18 protein-coding genes are annotated in these 20083 nt (G+C 61.8%); 9 read left to right on the top strand and 9 right to left on the bottom strand.

The window, feature by feature from the left end:
• The first annotated feature begins 20 nt into the window (after positions 1 to 20).
• The 5 genes from NKI10_RS19940 to NKI10_RS19960 all read left to right on the top strand — a co-directional run bounded on the left by NKI10_RS19940 (position 21) and on the right by NKI10_RS19960 (position 6164).
• Complete coding sequence (locus NKI10_RS19940; protein WP_023670314.1) at positions 21 to 686, top strand: hypothetical protein; 666 nt, start codon at positions 21 to 23, stop codon at positions 684 to 686.
• A 7-nt stretch (positions 687 to 693) separates the two neighbouring features.
• On the top strand, positions 694 to 3372 hold the full coding sequence (locus NKI10_RS19945; RefSeq protein ID WP_031197149.1) for an OmpA family protein: 2679 nt from the start codon (positions 694 to 696) through the stop codon (positions 3370 to 3372).
• A gap of 11 nt (positions 3373 to 3383) precedes the next feature.
• Positions 3384 to 3878 (top strand): Rab family GTPase, encoded by a 495-nt coding sequence (locus NKI10_RS19950; RefSeq protein WP_023670316.1) that lies wholly within the window; start codon positions 3384 to 3386, stop codon positions 3876 to 3878.
• 3 nt (positions 3879 to 3881) lie between these two features.
• Positions 3882 to 4952, top strand: coding sequence for an adenylate/guanylate cyclase domain-containing protein (locus tag NKI10_RS19955; RefSeq protein ID WP_023742354.1), 1071 nt, complete (start codon positions 3882 to 3884; stop codon positions 4950 to 4952).
• 144 nt (positions 4953 to 5096) lie between these two features.
• Positions 5097 to 6164 carry a cyclic nucleotide-gated potassium channel gene (locus NKI10_RS19960; protein ID WP_023684786.1) on the top strand — a complete coding sequence of 356 codons (1068 nt, stop codon included), beginning with the start codon at positions 5097 to 5099 and terminating at the stop codon, positions 6162 to 6164.
• A gap of 209 nt (positions 6165 to 6373) precedes the next feature.
• On the opposite strand, the gene NKI10_RS19965 is transcribed toward NKI10_RS19960, so the two are convergent.
• From NKI10_RS19965 to NKI10_RS19995, 7 genes are all read right to left on the bottom strand, one after another.
• On the bottom strand, positions 6374 to 7147 hold the full coding sequence (locus NKI10_RS19965) for an amino acid ABC transporter ATP-binding protein (protein WP_502897556.1): 774 nt from the start codon (positions 7145 to 7147) through the stop codon (positions 6374 to 6376).
• A gap of 25 nt (positions 7148 to 7172) precedes the next feature.
• The gene (locus NKI10_RS19970) at positions 7173 to 7847 is read right to left on the bottom strand and encodes an amino acid ABC transporter permease (RefSeq protein WP_352861577.1); all 675 of its coding nucleotides are present in this window, start codon (positions 7845 to 7847) and stop codon (positions 7173 to 7175) included.
• A complete protein-coding gene (locus NKI10_RS19975) occupies positions 7844 to 8521 on the bottom strand; it encodes an amino acid ABC transporter permease (RefSeq protein WP_023695534.1) in 678 nt (225 codons plus the stop codon). The genes NKI10_RS19970 and NKI10_RS19975 overlap by 4 nt, the downstream gene beginning before the upstream one ends.
• A 143-nt stretch (positions 8522 to 8664) precedes the next feature.
• Positions 8665 to 9453: an ABC transporter substrate-binding protein gene (locus NKI10_RS19980; RefSeq protein WP_352861579.1), complete on the bottom strand. Its 789-nt coding sequence runs from the start codon at positions 9451 to 9453 to the stop codon at positions 8665 to 8667.
• Between the two features lie 108 nt (positions 9454 to 9561).
• Entirely contained in the window at positions 9562 to 10725 is a 1164-nt protein-coding gene (locus NKI10_RS19985) for a saccharopine dehydrogenase family protein (protein ID WP_352861581.1), read from the bottom strand.
• Complete coding sequence (locus tag NKI10_RS19990; RefSeq protein WP_023670324.1) at positions 10722 to 11231, bottom strand: Lrp/AsnC family transcriptional regulator; 510 nt, start codon at positions 11229 to 11231, stop codon at positions 10722 to 10724. Before NKI10_RS19990 ends, NKI10_RS19985 begins: the two co-directional genes overlap by 4 nt.
• 102 nt (positions 11232 to 11333) lie before the next feature.
• The gene (locus tag NKI10_RS19995; RefSeq protein WP_352861583.1) at positions 11334 to 12065 is read right to left on the bottom strand and encodes a 3-keto-5-aminohexanoate cleavage protein; all 732 of its coding nucleotides are present in this window, start codon (positions 12063 to 12065) and stop codon (positions 11334 to 11336) included.
• Positions 12066 to 12265: 200 nt separating this feature from the next.
• On the opposite strand from NKI10_RS19995, the gene NKI10_RS20000 reads away from it, so the two are divergent.
• The 4 genes from NKI10_RS20000 to NKI10_RS20015 all read left to right on the top strand — a co-directional run bounded on the left by NKI10_RS20000 (position 12266) and on the right by NKI10_RS20015 (position 16120).
• On the top strand, positions 12266 to 12688 hold the full coding sequence (locus tag NKI10_RS20000) for an OsmC family protein (RefSeq protein ID WP_352459594.1): 423 nt from the start codon (positions 12266 to 12268) through the stop codon (positions 12686 to 12688).
• Between the two features lie 44 nt (positions 12689 to 12732).
• Positions 12733 to 13257 (top strand): carboxymuconolactone decarboxylase family protein, encoded by a 525-nt coding sequence (locus tag NKI10_RS20005; RefSeq protein WP_352861585.1) that lies wholly within the window; start codon positions 12733 to 12735, stop codon positions 13255 to 13257.
• A gap of 118 nt (positions 13258 to 13375) precedes the next feature.
• A complete protein-coding gene (locus tag NKI10_RS20010) occupies positions 13376 to 14119 on the top strand; it encodes a 2OG-Fe(II) oxygenase (protein ID WP_352459592.1) in 744 nt (247 codons plus the stop codon).
• 378 nt (positions 14120 to 14497) lie between these two features.
• Positions 14498 to 16120 carry an ABC-F family ATP-binding cassette domain-containing protein gene (locus tag NKI10_RS20015; RefSeq protein WP_023742361.1) on the top strand — a complete coding sequence of 541 codons (1623 nt, stop codon included), beginning with the start codon at positions 14498 to 14500 and terminating at the stop codon, positions 16118 to 16120.
• A 45-nt stretch (positions 16121 to 16165) separates the two neighbouring features.
• On the opposite strand, the gene NKI10_RS20020 is transcribed toward NKI10_RS20015, so the two are convergent.
• Entirely contained in the window at positions 16166 to 18787 is a 2622-nt protein-coding gene (locus tag NKI10_RS20020; protein WP_352861588.1) for a bifunctional diguanylate cyclase/phosphodiesterase, read from the bottom strand.
• A 262-nt stretch (positions 18788 to 19049) separates the two neighbouring features.
• Positions 19050 to 19943, bottom strand: coding sequence for a hypothetical protein (locus NKI10_RS20025; protein ID WP_352497194.1), 894 nt, complete (start codon positions 19941 to 19943; stop codon positions 19050 to 19052).
• Between the last annotated feature and the right edge of the window lie 140 nt (positions 19944 to 20083).

The following is a 20083-nucleotide window of genomic DNA, read 5'->3' on the forward strand; positions in this document are numbered from 1 at the left end:
TGTTCAATGGGGGTATATGGATGGCTAAGGAATCTTCGAATTCCGCTTCTTCAGAAAAGAAGGCGGACGTAAATCTGATAGGTAACACAGAAGGAAACGGGCTGAACTTCATGGGAGTTCAGGCCCGCGAAAACGGAACCGCCGGCGACGCCGTCGGTGTCGACAAGATCCGTGACCTGCTGTTCGGCAACCAGATGCAGGACTATGACCGCCGCTTTTCCAAGCTTGAAGAACGGGTGTTGCAGCGCTTCAAGGATGTTGAATCCGAGGCCAAGCGCAATCTCGAAATGTACGAGTCGAATGCAAAGAAGCAGATCGATTCGCTTGCAGGGCAATTGCGGAGCGAAAAAGATTCACGAGCCGATGCCGACAAGGAGATCGACCGGAATCTTCGCGAGCAAAACCAGGCTCTTGAAAAGCAGGTGCGCACGTTGTCGGATCAGTTAAGCGCGCTCGAGCGCGATGTTTCGGACCGGATAAATAGAAACGATCATTTGCTGCGTGAGGAAATCAAGCAGAAGAATGAAGGCGTTCAGATGCTGATCGAGAAGATGTTTGCCGACCTCAGCAACGTCAAGACCGACCGAAATCTTTTGGCTGGCCTGTTTGTCGAGGTTGCAAAGTGTCTCAATCAGGATCCCGTCGGGAGCAAGAGCAACTCGGACCGTAGCTGGAAAGTGAGTTGATGGGACCTTGACGTCCACCGTCGACCCATTCAACCTTCCGCAAAGAACAGCCTCGAACGATACAGAGATTGATCGCGAGGCTCTGGCTCGTCTTTTGATCGAAATTGCCCGGAACGTTGATCCGGACTACCGTGCGCAGTTCGAGGCGGTTCCAACCGCCGATCCGCGCATGGAAACGCTGCGGCAGTTGCTGGTCAGCCGCGAAATCTCCGAGCTTTCACGCGTCACGCATCTGCTCGACGAACCCGAGCAGCTTGCGGCGGCCGTGGGCGACGTTCTTCCCAGTGCTGCCGGACGAGCGCCTTACGCGCAACTCGGCGAGGCGCTTGCGCCAGCTGTCGAACGGGCTGTGCAACGGTCGATCCAGAAGAGCCCGCGCACGCTGACGGACATATTGTACCCGGTGTTTCTGCCGGCAATTCGCAAGTCGATCGGCGAAAAGATCGACCAGACCTTTCAGTCGCTGAATGAAACTCTAAGGCACATATTCACCTGGCACGGGCTCAAGTGGAGACTTGAAGCCTGGAGAACAGGGGCAAGCTTCTCGGCAGTTGTTCTGAAGCATTCCCTTGTCTACCGTGTGGAACATGCGTTTCTCATTCATCGGAATTCCGGCCTTTTGATAACGCATGTAACGGCCGACAATGCAACGAGCGAAGATCCTCAGCTCATTTCTTCGATGCTCAGTGCGATTCAGGATTTTGTAAAAGACTCATTTAACGAGAAAGAGCAGAGCGGCCTGGACACAATCCGTTTCGGCGAGCTTCGTCTCTGGTCGGAAGTTGGACCGTTTGCGACCCTGGTTTCGGTGATCCGGGGAAATCCGCCGGAGGAATTGCATGAAATCGTTCGCGATGTGTTGCTTCGCATCCATGAGGAAAGCTCACAGGCCTTAGAGCAGTTTGACGGCGACGGTTCGCAGCTGGCCAGCGTAGAGGCGCAGTTGCAGACCTGCGTCGAGCTGAAGCAGGAGGAATCAAACGACGGATTTCCGTGGCTGGTGGCGGCCGTTGCCCTGCTGCTTTTGAGTCTGGCAGGCGGTTGGTACTTTCTTTCCTGGCAATCAGCGCAGCGCTGGCAGGCTTACGTGTCGCGCTGGCAGGCTTACGTGTCGCGAGTGGAGGCCCAGCCGGGCATCATCGTTGCCGAACAGCAGGTACGCGATGGCCAGTTCTATATTGCCGGCCTGAGGGACCCGCTTGCCGTCGACCCGCAGTCGCTGTTGTCAGGCACGGGAGTCGATCCGGCCGGGGTTCATTCGCAATGGCAATTTTATCAGAGCCTTGAGCCGGAGTTCGTGCTGAAGCGGCTGACGGCGTCGCTGGCTCCGCCGGATTCAGTGCGACTTTCGATTGTCGATGGCCGCATCGTCGCCGAGGGTGAGGCTCCCGACACCTGGATCAGCCGGGCGCGCGCGGCGGCCCAGCAGCTTTCGGCAGGCGGGCCGGTCTTCGATATCTCGGGGGTTCGTGACGTAAGTCCCCAAGTGCGCGAGGCGGAGCGCTGGCACGCCTATGTGTCGCGACTGGAGACCCAGCCGGGCATCATCGTTGCAGACCAAAAGATAAGCGACGGCCAATTCTATATTGCCGGCCTGCGAGACCCGCTTGGCGCCGATCCGCAGTCGCTGTTGTCGGGAACAGAGGTCGATCCCGCCCGGGTTCATGCGCAGTGGCAGTTCTATCAGAGCCTTGAGCCGGAGTTCGTGCTGAAGCGGCTGACGGCGTCACTGTATCCGCCGGAAACAGTACGACTTTCGATCGTCGATGATCGCATCGTTGCCGAGGGTGAGGCTCCCGACACCTGGATCGATCGCGCGCGCGCGGCGGCCCGGCAGCTTTCGGCAGGCGGACCCGAATTCGACATCTCCAAGGTTCGTGACGTGAGCCCCGAAGCACGCGCGGCGGAGCACTGGCAGTATTATGTGTCGCGACTTGAGGCCCAACCGGGAATCATCGTCGCCCAACAAACGGCGAGGGGCGGACATTTCTATATTTCCGGCTTGAGAGACCCGCTTGCCGCCGACCCGCAAGCCCTGCTGTCCGGAACGGACGTTGATCCTGCCCGCGTTCATGCACAGTGGCAATTCTATCAGAGCCTTGATCCGAAGTTTGTGGTGAAGCGGCTGACGGCGGCGCTGTCCCCGCCGAAAACCGTTCAGCTCTCGATCATCCAGGGTCGCATTGTGGCCGTGGGTGAGGCTCCTGCCGGCTGGATCAACCGCGCGCGGGCCGCCGCTGAACAACTTTCGGCGGACGGAGTGGTTCTGGATGTCTCGCAGCTGCGTGAGCTGAACCTCGCAGAACTTAATCATTTGAGGCAGGCGATCCAGACGACCGATATTTTCTTCTCTTCCGGCAAGGTTGTGCCGGGACCGGAGCAGACGCCGGTTCTCGACAGGTTGGCGGATCAAATAAAGGAATTCGCCCAGAGTGCCCGCAATTCCGGCGTAACGGCGCGGTTCATGTTGACCGGGCATTCGGACACCACGGGCCGTGAGACGGCCAACGCGTCGATCAGCGCCGCCCGCGCCGAGACAGTTCGTGCGCTTCTCAACAAGCGCGGCGTTGCTCCCGAACTGCTGCTGGTTCGGGGCGCGGGCACTTTTGAGCCGGCTGTACCTGAAAACAGTCTAACCGGTAGCTCCACCAATCGCCGGGTTTCGATTACGGTAAACCTGGACTAGCGGAGCCCAACATGTTGCAAAAAAAGATCTGCATGCTGGGCGGCTTCGCCGTCGGAAAGACGAGTCTGGTCCGCAGGTTTGTGCAGAGCATCTTCTCAGAAACCTACTTGACCACCGTCGGAGTGAAAATCGACAAGAAAAGCGTCGCGCTCCCGGACAAAACCGTGGATCTGATTTTGTGGGATTTGGCCGGCGAGGACGATATCGGCTCATTCCGCGTCAGCTATGTTCGAGGTGCAACCGGGCTCGTGCTAGTCGTCGATGGAACCCGCGCTGCTACTCTTGCCGTGGCACTCACGCTGCGCGAACGGGTCGAGGCCGAATTCGGCGCCATGCCGTTCGTATTGCTGTTCAACAAGTCCGATCTGGCCGATCGGTGGGCGATATCGGATGGTGAGATCAACGAGTTGAGGCAACGTGGATGGCAAATCTATCTAACAAGTGCGCTTTCGGGCGAGCAGGTCGATGACGCCTTTCGTCAACTTGCCTTGATGGTCACCAAATAGACCATGCATGAATTGCCAAAAGAAGTCAGAAATTGGTTTTTCAATTTCTTCTTCGACGGGCACGCTGTCGCTTATCTGAAAATCGACGCTGAGCTTTGCATAGCTGCCAAGGGCGGTAATGTTGAACATTACGGGCTGTCATCGCTTCGCATCGGCAAGCCTGTTGCGGAGCAGCTTGAATTCATGGAAGGTTTGCTGCCTTGCCCGGAGCTTCCGTTTCGCATGGATATGGTTGAACTGCCCGGCGGGCGTGTCGCCGACCTCCATTTTTTTGCTGACAATGCGTTCGTGTGGCTGCTTTTTCTGGACGCCACTGCCGAACGAGACAACAGGCAGCGGCTTCAACAGAAGGCCTATGAAATGACGCTCCTGCAAGAGAGGGAGCGTCAACTCAACGAAAAATTGCAATCGACGAACGAGGCACTGAGAAAGAGCCAGGAGGGATTGGCGCGTGAATACCAGCGCGCCGAAAACCTGCTCCTCAACATTCTCCCGGCGTCGATCGCGGAGCGATTGAAAGCGCAAAAGAAAATTGCCGACAACCACGCAGAGGTGAGTGTGCTTTTTGCCGACATCGTCGGTTTTACGGAACGAGCGCGCAGCGTCGGAGCGGTGACGACGCTCGCTATTTTAAACTACTTCTTCAAGGCGGCGGATCGGCTCTCTGAGCGATACGGCTGCGAAAAGATCAAAACAATTGGCGATTGTGTGATGGTGGTCGCCGGCCTGCCCACGGCGCGATCCGATCATGCAAAGGCCCTCACGCGCTATGCGATTGAGCTGCGCAAAGCGGTCAAGCGGGAACGCTTCGCAGGAGAACCGATAAGGCTGAGAATTGGAATTCACTCAGGACCGATCGTCGCCGGCGTCATAGGCAAGAGGCGGTTCGCCTATGACCTGTGGGGTGAGACCGTTAATCTCGCCTCACGTATTCAAACGTCCGCGGAGCCCGATGAAATCCGTATTTCCGATGCAACTTACCAACTGCTTGGACCGAAATTTGCTTGCGACCCACTCGAGGAAACGGAATTGCGCGGTGCGGGTCGCGTGCGAATGTGGCGGCTCCCGAGCTGATCCGTCGCCTGCGGTGCGACCGGGGAGCGCCGATAGCGGCGCCCGAAAGCCATTGGCGTGACCTGATCTTGCGATCGCAAAGCACCCTTTGCGCTTGCCCGGAAGGCCTCTATTCTGGAGCACAGTGGCCGCTGGTGGGATAGAATGTCGGTACTGCCTTTTCTGAGAATCTACGCACCGCTAAATGCGGTGCTCGCTGCGCCTGGGCTTCTGGCGGTGGCTGCGCTCACGATGCCGAACATGTCCGGACGAAGCAGACTGGCTCTGGCTGCTGTGCTCGCTGTCATTTGGGCCGCCTATCTTCTGCAGATGGCCGAGACCCTGCTCAAGCGCTGGGCGGGAGACCTCAGGGACAGGACGCCGGCAATCGCGATCGATGTGCTCGCGGTTTTGGTTCCAGTCGCCGCATTTCTGCTCGACGGCACGCCCGACCGGAGCCTCTACTGTGCTGTCTGGCTGCTGAAGCCGCTGCGCGACTCGACCTTCTTCCCGCTGCTTGGCAGGGTTCTGGCCAACGAAGCGCGCAACCTGGTCGGCGTCACCACGGTCTTCGGCCTGGTTCTGTTCGGTGTCGCACTCGCGGCCTATGTCATCGAGCGCGACGTCCAACCGGAAAAGTTCGGCAGCATCCCCGAGACAATGTGGTGGGCGGTGGTCACGCTGTCCACTACCGGCTATGGCGACGACATTCCGCAAAGCTTCGCCGGCCGCGTCCTTGCCGGGGCTGTCATGATGTGTGGCATCGGCATCTTCGGGCTCTGGGCCGGCATTCTTGCCTCCGGCTTTTATCAAGAAGTCCGTCGCGAGGATTTCGTCCGCAATTGGCAATTGATTGCCGGCGTTCCGTTGTTTCAGAAGCTTGGCCCGGCCACGCTGGTCGAGATCGTGCGCGCGTTAAGACCCCGCACGGTGCCGGCGGGCGCCGTGATCTGCCGCAGCGGCGAGACCGGCGATCGGATGTTCTTCGTCGTGGAGGGCCGCGTCAGCGTCGCGACGCCGAACCCGGTGGAGCTTGGCCCTGGCGCCTTCTTCGGCGAGATGGCGCTGATCAGCGGCGAACCGCGTATGGCGACCGTCACTGCCGCAACTTCGGTCTCACTCCTGTCGCTGCACGCGGCGGATTTCCAGATGCTGTGCAGCAGCAGCCCGGAGATCGCGGAAATCATCCGCAGGACCGCGCTCGAGCGGCGCGGCGCGGCGCCGGTGGCTTGACCGTACAGCCGATGGTGGCCCGGCTGGAACTGGATGGTACGGCTCTATCGACCACGCGCGAAGGTTCAGGACGGCACGTGGAAGGTCCCAGAGGCGTAGCCGGAGACCTAAACGTAGCCGATCCACTCTACCGGCGGCTCGTTTTTTTGGCGCTGTGCGTCGACAGTTCCTGCCCCGCGGCCTTTCGGACGACCGGCTTTGGCTAAACTCTATTGCCTTAGAATCTTGCTTAGAAAAGCCCGGCTGCGGTCGGTCTTCGGGTCGGAGAAAAACGCCTCCGGCGTGCCGCTTTCGACGATGGCGCCCGCGTCCATGAACACCACGCGCTGCGCCACCTTGCGGGCAAAGCCCATTTCGTGCGTCACCACCATCATGGTCATGCCTTCCTCGGCCACCGCGACCATGACGTCGAGCACTTCGGAGATCATCTCGGGATCGAGCGCGGAGGTCGGCTCGTCGAACAGCATGATCTTGGGCCGCATGCCGAGGCAGCGCGCGATGGCCACACGCTGCTGCTGGCCGCCGGACAGCTGTGACGGGTAGGCGTTGACCTTGTCGGCGAGGCCGACCTTGGCCAGCAAGTCGCGCCCGGCCTGCTCGGCCTCGGCGCGGGGGATCTTGCGCACATGGATCGGCGCCAGCGTGACGTTTTCCAGCGCCGTCTTGTGCGGGTAGAGGTTGAACGACTGGAAGACGAAGCCGATCTCGGTGCGCAGCTGCGTCATGTTGGTGGCGGGGTCGCCGAGGCGCTGGCCGTCGACGACGAGGTCGCCATCTTTGATCGCTTCCAGGCCGTTGATGCAGCGGATCAGCGTCGACTTGCCCGAACCACTTGGGCCGCAGACGACGACCACTTCGCGCGGCTCGACGCTGAGCGTGATGTCCTTCAGCACATTGAGCGAGCCGAACCATTTGTTGACGCCGCGAAAGTCGATCATGCCCGTTTTGGTCAGGTTTGTCTGGGTCGGGCTTGGATTGGTCATGGCGGTCAGCCCTTTGGGTTCGATGTCACAGCTGCACCTCGCCATGCGCCGCGCCCATGCGGCGCTCCAGCCGGCGGGCGAGCATGATCAGCGGATAGCAGACGACGAAATAGCCGACGCCGACCAGGAAGAAGACCAGCAGGCCGTTGGGCACACGCTGCACCACAAGCCAGCCGACGCGGGTGAGGTCGGTCAGCCCGATCGCCGAGACGACGGAGGAATCCTTGATCAAGAGTACATATTGCCCGACCAGCGGCGGCAGCACGATGCGCATCGCCTGCGGCAGCACCACCTGGCGCATGCGTTGCCAGCGCGACAGGCCAGACGCCAGAGCTGCCTCAACCTGGCCGGTCGGCACCGAGCGGATGCCGGCGGCGACGATCTCGCAGATGAAGCACGCGGCGAGGTTGGTGAGCGCGATGATGCCGGCGGTGAAGGCATCGAGCTCGATGCCGAATTCCGGCAGGATGAAGAAGATCAGAAAGATCTGCACCAGGAACGGCGTGCCGCGGATCAGGTCGACCCAGGCCCCGATCACGCTCGAGATCAGCCGGTTGCCGCCGGTGCGCAATATGCCGAGGCCGAAGCCAAGCAGCGTGCCCAGCACCAGGCTGATCGCCGACAGGATCACGGTCATGCCAAGGCCGCGCAAGGCGAGGGGGTAGCTGCCGGCCAGGCTTTGCAGCTGTTGCCAGATCATGTGCTGCTCCTTGCCGGCTGCAGACCGAGCCACCGACTGGACAGCCCCGCCAGTCCTTTGAGGCAGTAATAGAGCAGCAGATAGAAAGCGGCGATGGTGAGAAAGCCTTCCGCCGGCATGAAGCGGTCGGACGCCAGCAACTGGCCGGCGCGCGTCAGTTCGGAAACCGAGATCAGCGACAAAAGCGCGGAATCCTTGACCAGCACGATCGCCTGGCCGAGCAGCGGCGGGATCGTCACCTTGAAGGCTTGCGGCAGGATGACCAGGCGCATGCGCTGGACATAGGTCATTCCCGAGGCAACCCCGGCCTCGACCTGGCCGCGCGGGATCGACAGGATGCCGGCGCGGATGATTTCCGCGACATAGGCGCCGCTGTTCAGCGACAAAGCGATGATGCCGACGACGAGCTCGGGCAGGACGAAGCCGAGACGCGGCAGGCCGAAATAGAGGAAGTAGAGCTGCGCCAGCAACGGCGTGGCGCGCACGGCATCGATATAGCCCTTGGCCAGCACGCGAAACAGCTGGCCGCGCTGCAGGTTCATGGCGGCGAGCACGATGCCGACGGCCAGCGCGCCCGCAAAAGACAGCGCCGACAGCCACACGGTCGTGATCAGACCCTGCCCGAACAGCGGCAGATATTCGACGATGGTGCGGAAGCTGAAATTTTCGAGCATGGCGGTGAATTGTGAATGGTGAATGGGCAGTAGTGAGTAGTGAGTGGTGAGCAGTGAAGGGCGTCCGGAATGGCCATTCACCATTCACCATTCACTACTTCCTACTCACTACTCACTACTCACTACTCCCTGCTTACCTCTGCTTAGTGATCCTTCTTCCAGGCGTCGGAATTGACCCAGTAGTCGAGGTTCTTCTGCAGGCGGCCGTCGATGCTGACCTGGTTGAGGAACAGGTTCATCCAGATCAACAGGTCCGGCTCGTCGTAGCGGGTGGCGAAGGCAAGCGGCTCCTTCGACAACAGGTCCGGCATGATGGTGAAGGTGCCGGCGGGATAGGCTGTCGATTGACCCTTGACCGCCGAGACGTCGTTGACGCCGCAATCGGCTTGGCCGTTGTTGACCGCGTCGAGCAGCAGCGGGCCGCCGCCCTTGTAGCTCTTGATGTCGGCATCCGGGAAGGCGTTCTTGGCTTCCTTTTCGCCGGTGGCGCCCAACAGCACGGCGATCTTGGTGCCCTTGGCCTTGCAGTCCTCGGTTGTCTTGAACTTGCTGTCGGCCTTCGTGAAGACGGTGCTGCCCGTATACATGTAAGGTGTGGTGAAGGCGACCTTCATGCCGCGCGCCAGCGTCGGCGTCATGTCGGCGACGAGCAGGTCGGCCTTGCCCGAAAGCAGCGCCGGGATCAGCCCGTCCCAATCATAGTCGAGGAAGGTGATCTTGACGCCCATTTCCTTGGCCATCAGTTCGGCGAGTTCGACCGAACTGCCGGTGCGTTCGCCATTGGCGCCAACCAGCGAGAAGGGCGGTCCCTGCGTCTGCACCGCGACGCGCAGTTCGCCGCGCTTGGTGATCTCGTCGAGGGTTCCGGCACTGGCAGCAGCCGTCAGGCCCGCAAGCGCAAGTCCGGCGATGAAAAGTCTGGCAATCTTCATTTGGCATTCCTCCTGTTATCGTTGTTGTTCCACTTTGTTATTCCACCCTTTTGGGTGTTTTTTGAGCGGCGGCACCGTTTGCCGGCGGCAGCTACCGTTCGAAAATCCTCAGTCCCAGGCCACCGTCTCGGCAACCTTGATGCCACGCCTCGCCAGTTCGTCGAAGAACGGCCCGTCCGGCACATGCAGCAGCGGGTTCAAAAGCCCTGGTGTGGCGATCTCGCGCCGCGCCAGCATCTGCGCCACGATGCTGGCGGGATAGCCGACGCCAAGGCTCATGCCGAACAGGCCTGATGCCAGGTCGCGTTCGATGATCAGGTCCGACGTCACCGTTTTGGCGCGGCCGCCTTCGAGACCAGAAAAGACATTGCGCATCACGCAAAGGTCCTTCTCGTCGGCGCCATATTGCAGTTGCGGGCCGAGCAGACGGCCGAGAAATTCGCGTGGGCTGGCGCCGGTGCCGGGCACCTTGTCTTCGGAGAGGAAGCCGAGTTCCTTCAGCGGCGCCCAGAACGCCGACCATCCCGGCCAGCGCAGCGTATATCGGCCCGAGCGTTGCAATCCCTTGGCGGCTGCCAGCATCTCGACATAGTGCAGAGCGTCGCCATTGGGGAAAGCTTCCAGCCGGCCGAGGCCCGCGACCTCGATCTCGTGGATGAAGGCATTGTCGTGCTGTCGGCCGGCCGGCACTTCGACGCGCTTGCCATGCTCGATCATCACGCTGTCGCGGTTCTGGCTGACCAGGACCATGTCGAAATTCCAGCTCACCTTGTAGCAGAGCGGCTTGGCCATCGCCTTCGGTTCGGGGATGCCGCCGCAATAGGATTCGATCGAAGAAATCGTAGAGAACTGCTTTGCGGCGCGCGCGTAGAGCACGAGGTCGATGCCGGGATCGAGCCCACATTCGGTCATGATCGAAACGCCGGCCTGTTCAGCCTCCGGCGCCAGATCGGCAATCGCCTTGCCGTAATTGGTAGTGACCAGCGGCGTGCGCGTTGCGATCGCGGCCTGCACCGCCTCGCGCATCAATGGCTGCGGCAACAGATCGATGGCGGCGTCGACATCCGCCAGCACGGTGGCAAGCGCCGGACCGATCGCGCCCTCGGGCATGACGAAACGCACGCGGGAAAGGTCGGTCAGCCCGGCAAGCCGGGCAGGGCCGTCAGCCGACGTATCGACGCAGACGACTTCCTCGACACCGGCGCTGGCGACGAGATCGGCGATGGCCGCCCGTCCCTGCAGGCCGAGACCGCCGAGAACAGCTATTCTCATGCCGGCTCCTTGCGTGACGGTGTTTCTTCCGACCAGCAGCCTTCGGGAAGGCTGACCCATTTGTTGCATGAAGCCATGACGACGAAGGTTTCGCTGCGCACGACTTCGCCGGGAATGCCGGCGCCCGGAATCAGCTCGCTGGTGATGCGGTAGAGGTCGGCGACATCGCCGGCGACGGTCACGTCGACGATGATGTCGAAGCGCCCGGTGACCACCGAGGCCGAGTTGACGAAAGGCAGTTCGGCAATGCGCTGCGCCAGTTCCCGGGCGCGGCCACGTCCCTGAGCGTTGATGCCGACAATGGCCGAGATCAGCTCGGGGCGTTCGGTCAGATTGAGCAGCCCGACGATCTTCAAGAGGTTGCGGTCGAGCAGATTGCGCAGCCTTGAGCGCACCGTCGGCACCGAGATCGCCATCGTCTCGGCGAGCCGGTTGATGCCGGGCTGGGCATCCTGCGACAACAGCTTTACCAGCCGTCGATCGGTTTGATCGAGATGCTCACGCAAAAGGCAAGGCTTTCATAAAGGAGAAAAATGTGGTGGAATTTCTTCCTGATATGAAAATAGCCTACGAGATATTTATAATAACAGCAAGAGGTGAGTTTGTTGCTACGCTGATCGAATGGACTGGAAGATCGCCACCGCTGCCGCAGTCAGCGCGGCATTGCCGGCCGCAACCGTGCCATCCGGCAGATGCTTCCCATCCTCCAGCCCGACGCGCGTCGACCAGTTGCGATCCGCCGCACGGCGCACGAACGGCCACACCGTCGCGTTCTCGCCATGCAGCAGGATGGCACGGCGAATGCCGGCGCGCTCCAGGACCTGTTCGATGCCGCCGGCGACCGCAAAACCCTCGTCTAGCGTCTGCTCGGAAATCTCGATCAGCACGCGCAGCACGCGCCCGCCATGGTCGAGGCCGACCAGCCGCTCGGCGTCGGCGACCGACGCCAGACCCGCCTCGATGCCGATGCCGCGCTGGCGCAGGCTCTCCATGACGATCGGAGCCGCCGCCTCGCTGAGATTGACCGAGGCATAGTCCGGCAATTCGCGCCAGCCGGCGATGGCGACCAGCGTGCTTGTATCGTCATTCTCGATCCAGGCGCCGGTGGAGACGCCGATCAGCGTACCGGGGCAGGCACGGCGCAGCGCTGCGATCGTCGGGTCCATCGCTTCCGGCGCAAGGCTCTCGCGGCGGTCCGCGCCGCGGGCATGGACATGCAGCTCAGCTGCGCCCACGGCAATCGAAGCCGCCCCGTCGCGCGCCATGGTGTCGGGGTCGAGCGGCAGGGTGGGGTGAAAATCGGCGGCGCGCGCGCCATTGATGCAGGCCTGGACGATCATGGCTCTCGCGCTCCTGTTGCGGATCGCGCGAGCCTAGCAAAGAGCAGGGTGGAGAGGAAACGGGCGCGGTGAAGACTGCTGACAGGGTGCCGCTTCTGCGGAGCTTGCGGCATCGGCCCAGGACATACCATATAGCGGGACAGGACACGCCACGGGCGATCCTTACCCCTTTGCCGGACTGCCGGCCAGAAGGATTTGCGATGGCTGAGTTGAAGGTCAGAACCCGCGTCACCGGCGCGACGGCGACGCTGCAGCCAGGCGGCTTGCCGGCTGTCACGACGCCGACCGGCGGCGCGGTCGATGTCGTCACCGGCGTGAGCGCGCCGGGCTTCAATCCGCTCGACCTGCTCTACGCCTCGCTCGCCTCCTGCATGGTGCTGAGCGCGCGCATCGCCGCCTCACGCCTCGGCGTCGCCGCCGAGCTTGGCGAAGTACGCGCCGAGGTCAGCGGCGAGAAGGCGAAGGACGAACCGTCGCGCGTCGAAAGGCTCAACATCAGGCTCGACATCTCAGGCGATCTCGACGCTGCGACCAAGCAGCGGATCGTCGAGGACGCCGAAGCGATCTGCACGGTGTCCAACACGCTGCGCGCCGCGCCGCAATTGCATACGACGCTTGGGTGAGGGTGTCGCACAATGCCTCGCTACCACCAACCAAGGACCGTCCCATGGCCATGATCCCGCCGATCGACTACGCCTCGGCATCGCAAGACATCCGCGCCGAGCACGACAGGGAACTTGGCCTGCGCGGGCGCATGACCAACATGAAGCGCATCCTGCTGCATTCACCGGCAGCCCACCGCATCTATGCCGAATGGTTCACCCTGCGCGATCTCTTGAAGCCCACGCTCGACGACCGCGCCATCTGGCTGTTGTCGCTGGCGGTCTCCGAGAGATGCCGCGCCGAGATTCCGCTCACCTTCTTCCGCCGCGCGCTGATCGACAGCGGTCTTGATCCCGAGGCGATCGAGCCCAGCGCTGAAGAAGCTTTGCTGATCGAATTCGGCAAGGCAGTCGCTGCCGATACCAACGCCGTTCCCGACGATCTCTGGGCGGCACTCAAGGCTCGCTACGACGACACACTGCTGGTCAACCTCGTCGCCTTCGCCGGCATCATGGTGGCGACCTGCTTGTTCACGAATGCGGTGCGCGTTGATCTCGACCCGGAGCTGGAGGTGTATCGCAAGCGGTGAAGCGCGTTTTCCCTTCTCCCACAGGGGGCAAAGGGGAAGATCGCGCTTCACCTCCGCAGGAATCGGGTGGTTCACGCCCGCCGTTCGCCCCACTTTGATCATATCAAAGGAGGCATCGATGACCATCCATTCGATAAGCACCAAACGCGCAGCCCATTCGGCCGAAGCGCGCGTCGCAGCGCAGGACTGGAGTGCTCTGATCGGCGAACTGAACAGCCACGGCAGCACCGTCATGCCGGCGCTGCTTTCACCCGAGGAGTGCACCGAGATCGCCGGTCTCTACCCGCATGAGGACCATTTCCGCAGCCATGTGGTGATGGCCCGCCATGGCTTCGGCAAGGGCGAGTACCGCTATTTCCGCTATCCGCTGCCGGATCTGGTCGGTGGCCTGCGCACCGCGCTCTATCCCAGGCTCGCCTGCGTCGCCAACGACTGGAACGAACGCATGGGCGCGGCACGGCGCTATCCCGATGACCACGCCGCCTTCCTCCAGCTTTGCCACGAAAGCGGCCAAACGCGGCCGACGCCGCTTCTCCTGCAATATGGCCCCGGCGACTTCAACTGTCTCCATCAGGACCTCTACGGCGATCTCGCTTTTCCCCTGCAGGTGGCGATCCTGTTGTCGCAGCCCGGCGAGGATTTCACCGGCGGCGAATTCGTCCTGACCGAACAGCGCCCGCGCATGCAAAGCCGTGCCGAAGTGGTGCCGCTGACCCGGGGCGATGCGGTGATCTTTGCTGTCCACAACCGCCCGGTGCAAGGCACGAAAGGCCATTACCGCGTCAACCTCAGGCACGGCGTCAGCCGCCTGCGCTCCGGCAGGCGGCATACAGTGGGGATCATTTTCCACGACGCGAAGTGACAATTCGTCGGACACAGCCAAAGCACCTCACTACCGCTGCTTATTGACATGGCGAGTTCGGCGGAACAGTCTCCGCTTGTGTAAGAGAGGGGAATTTATGAAACGATCCTATGAGAAGCCGACACTCGTCAGACGGGGCAAGCTCGCCTCGCTCGCCGCCCAGCAGGTGCCGTCAATAGAAGCGGAAGTGCCCGCACCGAACTGAGTACAGAAGCTGGTTCAAAAACAGCCCGTTGCGCAAAATCGCGCGGCGGGCTGTTTTGCATTCTGGAGGTGCGGACCGCAGCGGCTTTTGCGCGCGGCGTCAAATGGGCGCTTCCTCTGGCGCGGCCGATCGCGTAAGGGCCGGGGAAAATCTTCCAAGGTTCTTCCAGTCGCATGATCCGTCTTGAAAGCATCAGCAAGCAGAACGGCCGCCAGCTTGTCTTCATCGAGGCCTCGGCCTCGCTACAGAAGGGCGAGAAGGTCGGCCTTGTCGGGCCGAACGGCGCCGGCAAGACGACGCTGTTTCGCATGATCACCGGCCAGGAACAGCCCGACGAAGGCCAGGTGCAGGTCGATCGCGGCGTCACCATCGGCTATTTCAGCCAGGATGTCGGCGACATGGCCGGCCGCAGTGCTGTGGCCGAAGTGATGAACGGCGCCGGGCCGGTCAGCGACGTGGCGGCCGAAATGGCGGAACTCGAGGCGGCCATGGCCGATCCCGACCAGGCCGACCGGATGGATGAGATCATCGAGAAATATGGCGAGGCGCAGCACCGTTTCGAGGAACTCGACGGCTATGCGCTGGATGGCCGCGCCCGCGAAGTGCTCGACGGCCTCGGCTTTTCCCAGGAAATGATGGATGGCGATGTCGGCAAGCTGTCCGGCGGCTGGAAGATGCGCGTCGCGCTGGCCCGCATCCTGTTGATGCGGCCCGACGTGATGCTGCTCGACGAGCCGTCGAACCATCTCGATCTCGAAAGCCTGATCTGGCTGGAGCAGTTCCTGAAGGGTTATGAGGGCGCGCTGCTGATGACCTCGCACGACCGCGAGTTCATGAACCGCATCGTCAACAAGGTGGTCGAGATCGACGCCGGTTCGCTCACCGCCTATTCCGGCAACTACGAATTCTACCAGCAGCAGCGGGCGATCGCCGACAAGCAGCAGCAGGCGCAGTTCGAGCGCCAGCAGGCCATGCTGGCCAAGGAGATCGCTTTCATCGAGCGCTTCAAGGCGCGGGCGTCACACGCCGCCCAGGTGCAGAGCCGGGTGAAGAAGCTCGACAAGATCGATCGTGTCGAGCCGCCCAAGCGCCGTCAGATCGTGAATTTCGATTTTCAGCCGGCGCCGCGCTGCGGCGAGGATGTCGTGACGCTGAAGAACGTCCACAAGGGTTACGGCAGCCGCTCGATCTATGAAGGGCTGGACTTCCAGGTCCGCCGCCGCGAGCGCTGGTGCATCATGGGCGTCAACGGCGCCGGCAAGTCGACGCTGCTGAAGCTGGTCGCCGGCGCGTCCGACCCCGATGCCGGCACAGTTGCGCGGGGGCCGAGTGTGAAAATGGGCTATTTCGCCCAGCACGCCATGGAGGTGCTGGAGGGCGAACGCACCGTGTTCCAGACGCTGGAGGACGCGTTTCCGCAAGCCGGCCAGGCGCCGCTCAGGGCACTCGCCGGCTGCTTCGGCTTTTCCGGCGACGAGATCGAGAAGAAATGCCGGGTGCTGTCGGGCGGCGAAAAGGCGCGCCTGGTAATGGCGCTGATGCTGTTCGACCCGCCCAACCTGCTGGTGCTGGACGAGCCGACCAACCATTTGGACATCGCCACAAAGGAGATGCTGATCACGGCGCTGTCGCAATACGAAGGCACCATGCTGTTCGTCTCGCACGACCGCCATTTCCTGGCCGCACTCTCCAACCGCGTGCTGGAACTGACGCCCGAAGGCATCCACACCTATGGCGGCGGCTATACCGAATATGTGGAGAGGACCGGGCACGAGGCGCCGGGGCTGCGGACCTGACGCAGGTCCTGCGTCCGCATTTGCGTCGAGCAAAGCCAGGATTTGTCAGCTCGCCGCCAGCCATTTGCGCGACTGCGCGAAGGCCTTGAAGGCTTTGGCGTCCATCGGGTAGCCGAACAGGAAGCCTTGCAAGATGTCGCAGCCAAGCTCTTTCAGGATGCGCGCGTGCTCCATCGTCTCGACGCCCTCGGCGATCACTTCGATCCCGAGCGACTTGCCGATGTCGATGATGGACGACACAAGCTGCCGCTGTGCGGTTGAGCTGGTGATGGGGGTGACCAGTTGGCGGTCGATCTTGAGGCGACGGGGCCGCAACTTCAACAGCGAGACGATCGAGGCATGCCCGGTGCCGAAATCGTCGATCTCGACGTCGATGCCGAGCCCCTTGATGTGTTCGATGTTCCAGCTGACCAGCTCGTCGTTTTCGTCGAGGAAAATCGACTCCACCAGTTCGAACGACACGGTCCCTTCCTTGATGGGAAGCTTGCGCAAACCCTTGATCAGGTCCCTGTCTTCCAGGCGCCGTGCGGAAACGTTGACCGAGACGCGCGGGATGTTGAGGTGGCTGCGCGACCAACGCTCGAAATTATCGAGCGCCTGCTCCAGGACGGTGCGGTCGATAAGCGCCACGACATTGAGTTCTTCAGCCACCTTGATGTAGGCGTCGGGGGTCAGCATGCCGCGTTGCGGGTGATCCCAACGCGACAGCGCCTCGACGCCGACGATCTCCAGCGTCTTGGCGTCGAACTGCGGCTGATAGTAGACGATGAATTCGTTCCGCTCGAGCCCGCCCAGAATCTCGTCGGCGGTCTGCTTGGTCCGCACGATCTCGCTCTGCAGCTCTTCGTTGAAAAACTCGTAGCGGTTGCGGCCGCGGCCTTTCGCCCGGTACAGCGCCAGATCGGCATTGACAAGCAACTGCCTTGCATCGACGCCGCTATTGGCCGCAATGCCGATGCTGACGCCGAACCGGCACTGGTGACCCAGATAGTCGACCGGCTGGCGCATCGCATCGATAATGTGGTCGGCCAGCGCGGCGAGTTCCTTGTCGTCGCGTCCATGGCTCAGCACGACAAACTCGTCGCCGCCGATGCGCGCAACGAAATCGGCACTGCCGACGCTGGCCTTGATGACTTTCGAAGCATGCACCAGCAATGCATCGCCCGCTGCATGGCCGAGCGTGTCGTTGATCTGCTTGAACCGGTCAAGGTCGAGATGCAGCAACGCCGCACGGCCGTCGGCTTCGCGGTTTTCGGCAAGCATCTCGTCCAGATACCGACGGTTGGGCAGACCGGTCAGCGAATCATGCATCGCGACATGCTCGATGCGGGCTTTGGCCAGGTTCAGTTCGGCATTTTTCGATTCTGAAAGGCGACGTTCACGCACGAGATTCTCGTTGAGCAGCACGTCGCCTGTCACATCCCATTCGGCGCCGATCATTTTTGGCGTGCCGTCGATGTCCCGGAAGAAACTGGCGCGGGTGCGCACATGGCGAATGGTGCCGTCCGGCCGCAGGAGCCGATACTGCGAAGAGTAGGGGCCTTGTGTTGCAACAGCCGAATCGAAATCTGCTTTAGCCCGTTCGAAGTCGTGGGGATGGATCGCCAGCGCCCAGTCGTCATAGCTACGGGTCTTGCCGCCGCCGGGTTTGCCATAGATTTCGTTGATGCGGTCGTCCCATACGAGTTCGTTGCTGACGGTATCGTGCTCCCACACGCCTATAGCAGAGGCTTCCAACGCCAGCTCCAGCCGCCGGGACAGGCGCCTCAACTCGGCGTCACTTTTCTGCCGCTCACCGAAAAGACGTCCTGCCACGAGGATCGGCAGCACCACCAGCGCGCCGGCAAGCGCCATGAGCAGACGCAACAGCCACTCATTTTTCGGAGCGGTCGGCCAGCCGCCCTTCGGTATGGCTGAAATTTGCCAGGAGCCTGAAGGCAATTGCACCTCTGCCATCACCGGATTGCCGGACACGACATTATCGCCGCCGAAGAACAGTTCCCCGCCGCCGCCGAGCGCATCCTTGCCGATAAGCGCCACATCGATATCCAGATCAGGGTCGGTCAGTCCGCTGGCAGCGTAGAGCCGATCGACATCGATCACGGCCGAGACGATACCCCAGAAACGGTCGCCGCCACCCGCCGTCGGCACGAAGACCGGGATACGGCCGATGAAGCCACGTCCGCCTTGCGCCAGTTTGACCGGCCCGGCGAGCACCAGCGCGCGCTGGTCACGGGCGCGAAGCGCGGCCATGCGTTGCGTATCGCTCTTGCGGTAGTCCAGCCCGATGGCTTTTTCATTGCCTTCCAGCGGATACATCAGCGCGATGACGAGGTCGGGGGCGCCGGCAATATCGCGCAACTGCGATTTTTGCTCGAACAGATTACGGGCGAGTGCCGCAAATCTTTGCTGGCCCATATAAGGCTCGGTAACGATTGTCGAAACGAGACCCTGAACCAGCTGGAGATTGCCGCCTATGTTGCCTTCGAGCTTGGCGCGTATGATGTTGACCTTCGCCAGGACGTCGGCGCGCGCCAGCTGATCGGAGACCTCTCTGTTCCTCTGGTCGGCAACCAGGGCGCAGACGAGAAGCACGACAAAGGCAATCGCCGCCGGCAAGTTGGCGGAAGAAAAAACGGCCCGTTTCAACCGGCCGGAATTGAGCATTGCACCTGCCAACTCGATCCGAAGACCTTTCCAGGACAGTAGTCCTTCGGTCGACCATAGTAGCTAAAGCTTAAGTTTGAGCTTCGAGACGAATCCGAGAACAAACGGTAAGCTTTTGGCTGCCAGGGTCCAGCCGAAATCTGAATGAGTGTCCGAAAGTAGGACGCCAGGTTGCAGCGTTCTGCAACCCAGCGGCGAAGTCATATTCGCCTCAGATTGCAACAAGCCGCCTGATCTTGCCGCGCGGGCCCTTGCGGGAGGCTTACTTCCCAGCCATTTGATCGGCCAGCGCCTGCGCCTGGGCGAGCAGCGCCGGGAAAGCCGGGTCAGCCGGCAGGCGCTGCGCCATGCAGGCCCGGTAGTCGCTGTCGCCCTTGTCCCAGGCGGCGTTGGAGGACTCGAACGCTTTTTCGTCCTTCAGGTCCGATGCCTGGTAGGCCTCCTGGAATTTCTGCGCGGCGGCGTCCGCAGCAGCCCACACGGCGTCGCAGGCGGCGATCTTCGGAACGGCAGGCGCTGCCGGCGCTGCGATAATTCTCACGCTGTTGCCTTTGACGAGCGTAACGATGACTTCCTGCTCATAGATCGGCCCGACGTCCTGCGTCCAGCCGCCGAGCCGTGCGAAGGCGATGTCGGCGCCTTCGGGTTTCTTCAATGGAAAGTCGAGCGTTCCCTCGAAGGCGGCGTCGCTGTTGATCGCCTGGGTATAGAAGGCATCCAGCTTAAGCGCCTCATCGATGCCGGCGGGCAGTTTGAAACTTTCGTCGGTCTCGGCGGTTCTGGACTGGAGCCAGCGCTCCAGCAGCCCTCGCGTCGTTGCCACTAGGCTGGGGCCGTCGTCGCCCTTGGTGTATCGCAGCCCATCGAGCATGCCATAGCCGATATCGGAGTCGCTGAGGCTTTCGATATTGATTGTGCCGGTTGGCGGAAAGTCCTTGACCGCCAGCGGCCCGATAATGCCGGCAAGACGCTGCTGGAGGTCGGCCAGCGCCTTCTCGTTCTCAGCGTCGATGGTCTCGATTGCCGCGTTCGCACTGTTCAGCGCTGCGATATCAGCAATCGCATTGTCACGCGCGGCCACATAGTCGTCCTCCGGCGAGGCCGCGAAAGCCACGCTGCTCACCAGTGCAAACAGAAACGTCCAGACCCACCGCATGATATAAACCCTGCTCTACGTTCGATTCCAAGGATACATGACAACATTGGGCTGAAAAAAGACGCCGTTGGAGCTGCAGATCTCCCCACATGAGGGGGAGATGGCCGGCAGGCCAGAGGGGGTCGCCGCGCGTGAAGCGC

Origin of the sequence: Mesorhizobium sp. M0802 (assembly GCF_040320115.1) — a bacterium.
GTDB lineage: Bacteria > Pseudomonadota > Alphaproteobacteria > Rhizobiales > Rhizobiaceae > Mesorhizobium.

Excerpts from the sequence above, each read along its gene's own strand:
- NKI10_RS19950 (WP_023670316.1), top strand. The coding sequence starts at position 3,384 with ATGTTGCAAAAAAAGATCTGCATGCTGGGCGGCTTCGCCGTCGGAAAG.
- NKI10_RS19970 (WP_352861577.1), bottom strand. The coding sequence starts at position 7,847 with ATGATCTGGCAACAGCTGCAAAGCCTGGCCGGCAGCTACCCCCTCGCC.
- NKI10_RS20005 (WP_352861585.1), top strand. The coding sequence starts at position 12,733 with ATGGCCATGATCCCGCCGATCGACTACGCCTCGGCATCGCAAGACATC.
- NKI10_RS19965 (WP_502897556.1), bottom strand. The coding sequence starts at position 7,147 with ATGACCAATCCAAGCCCGACCCAGACAAACCTGACCAAAACGGGCATG.
- NKI10_RS19975 (WP_023695534.1), bottom strand. The coding sequence starts at position 8,521 with ATGCTCGAAAATTTCAGCTTCCGCACCATCGTCGAATATCTGCCGCTG.
- NKI10_RS20000 (WP_352459594.1), top strand. The coding sequence starts at position 12,266 with ATGGCTGAGTTGAAGGTCAGAACCCGCGTCACCGGCGCGACGGCGACG.
- NKI10_RS20025 (WP_352497194.1), bottom strand. The coding sequence starts at position 19,943 with ATGCGGTGGGTCTGGACGTTTCTGTTTGCACTGGTGAGCAGCGTGGCT.
- NKI10_RS19980 (WP_352861579.1), bottom strand. The coding sequence starts at position 9,453 with ATGAAGATTGCCAGACTTTTCATCGCCGGACTTGCGCTTGCGGGCCTG.
- NKI10_RS19940 (WP_023670314.1), top strand. The coding sequence starts at position 21 with ATGGCTAAGGAATCTTCGAATTCCGCTTCTTCAGAAAAGAAGGCGGAC.
- NKI10_RS20010 (WP_352459592.1), top strand. The coding sequence starts at position 13,376 with ATGACCATCCATTCGATAAGCACCAAACGCGCAGCCCATTCGGCCGAA.
- NKI10_RS20015 (WP_023742361.1), top strand. The coding sequence starts at position 14,498 with ATGATCCGTCTTGAAAGCATCAGCAAGCAGAACGGCCGCCAGCTTGTC.
- NKI10_RS19995 (WP_352861583.1), bottom strand. The coding sequence starts at position 12,065 with ATGATCGTCCAGGCCTGCATCAATGGCGCGCGCGCCGCCGATTTTCAC.
- NKI10_RS19960 (WP_023684786.1), top strand. The coding sequence starts at position 5,097 with ATGTCGGTACTGCCTTTTCTGAGAATCTACGCACCGCTAAATGCGGTG.
- NKI10_RS19985 (WP_352861581.1), bottom strand. The coding sequence starts at position 10,725 with ATGAGAATAGCTGTTCTCGGCGGTCTCGGCCTGCAGGGACGGGCGGCC.
- NKI10_RS20020 (WP_352861588.1), bottom strand. The coding sequence starts at position 18,787 with ATGCTCAATTCCGGCCGGTTGAAACGGGCCGTTTTTTCTTCCGCCAAC.
- NKI10_RS19955 (WP_023742354.1), top strand. The coding sequence starts at position 3,882 with ATGCATGAATTGCCAAAAGAAGTCAGAAATTGGTTTTTCAATTTCTTC.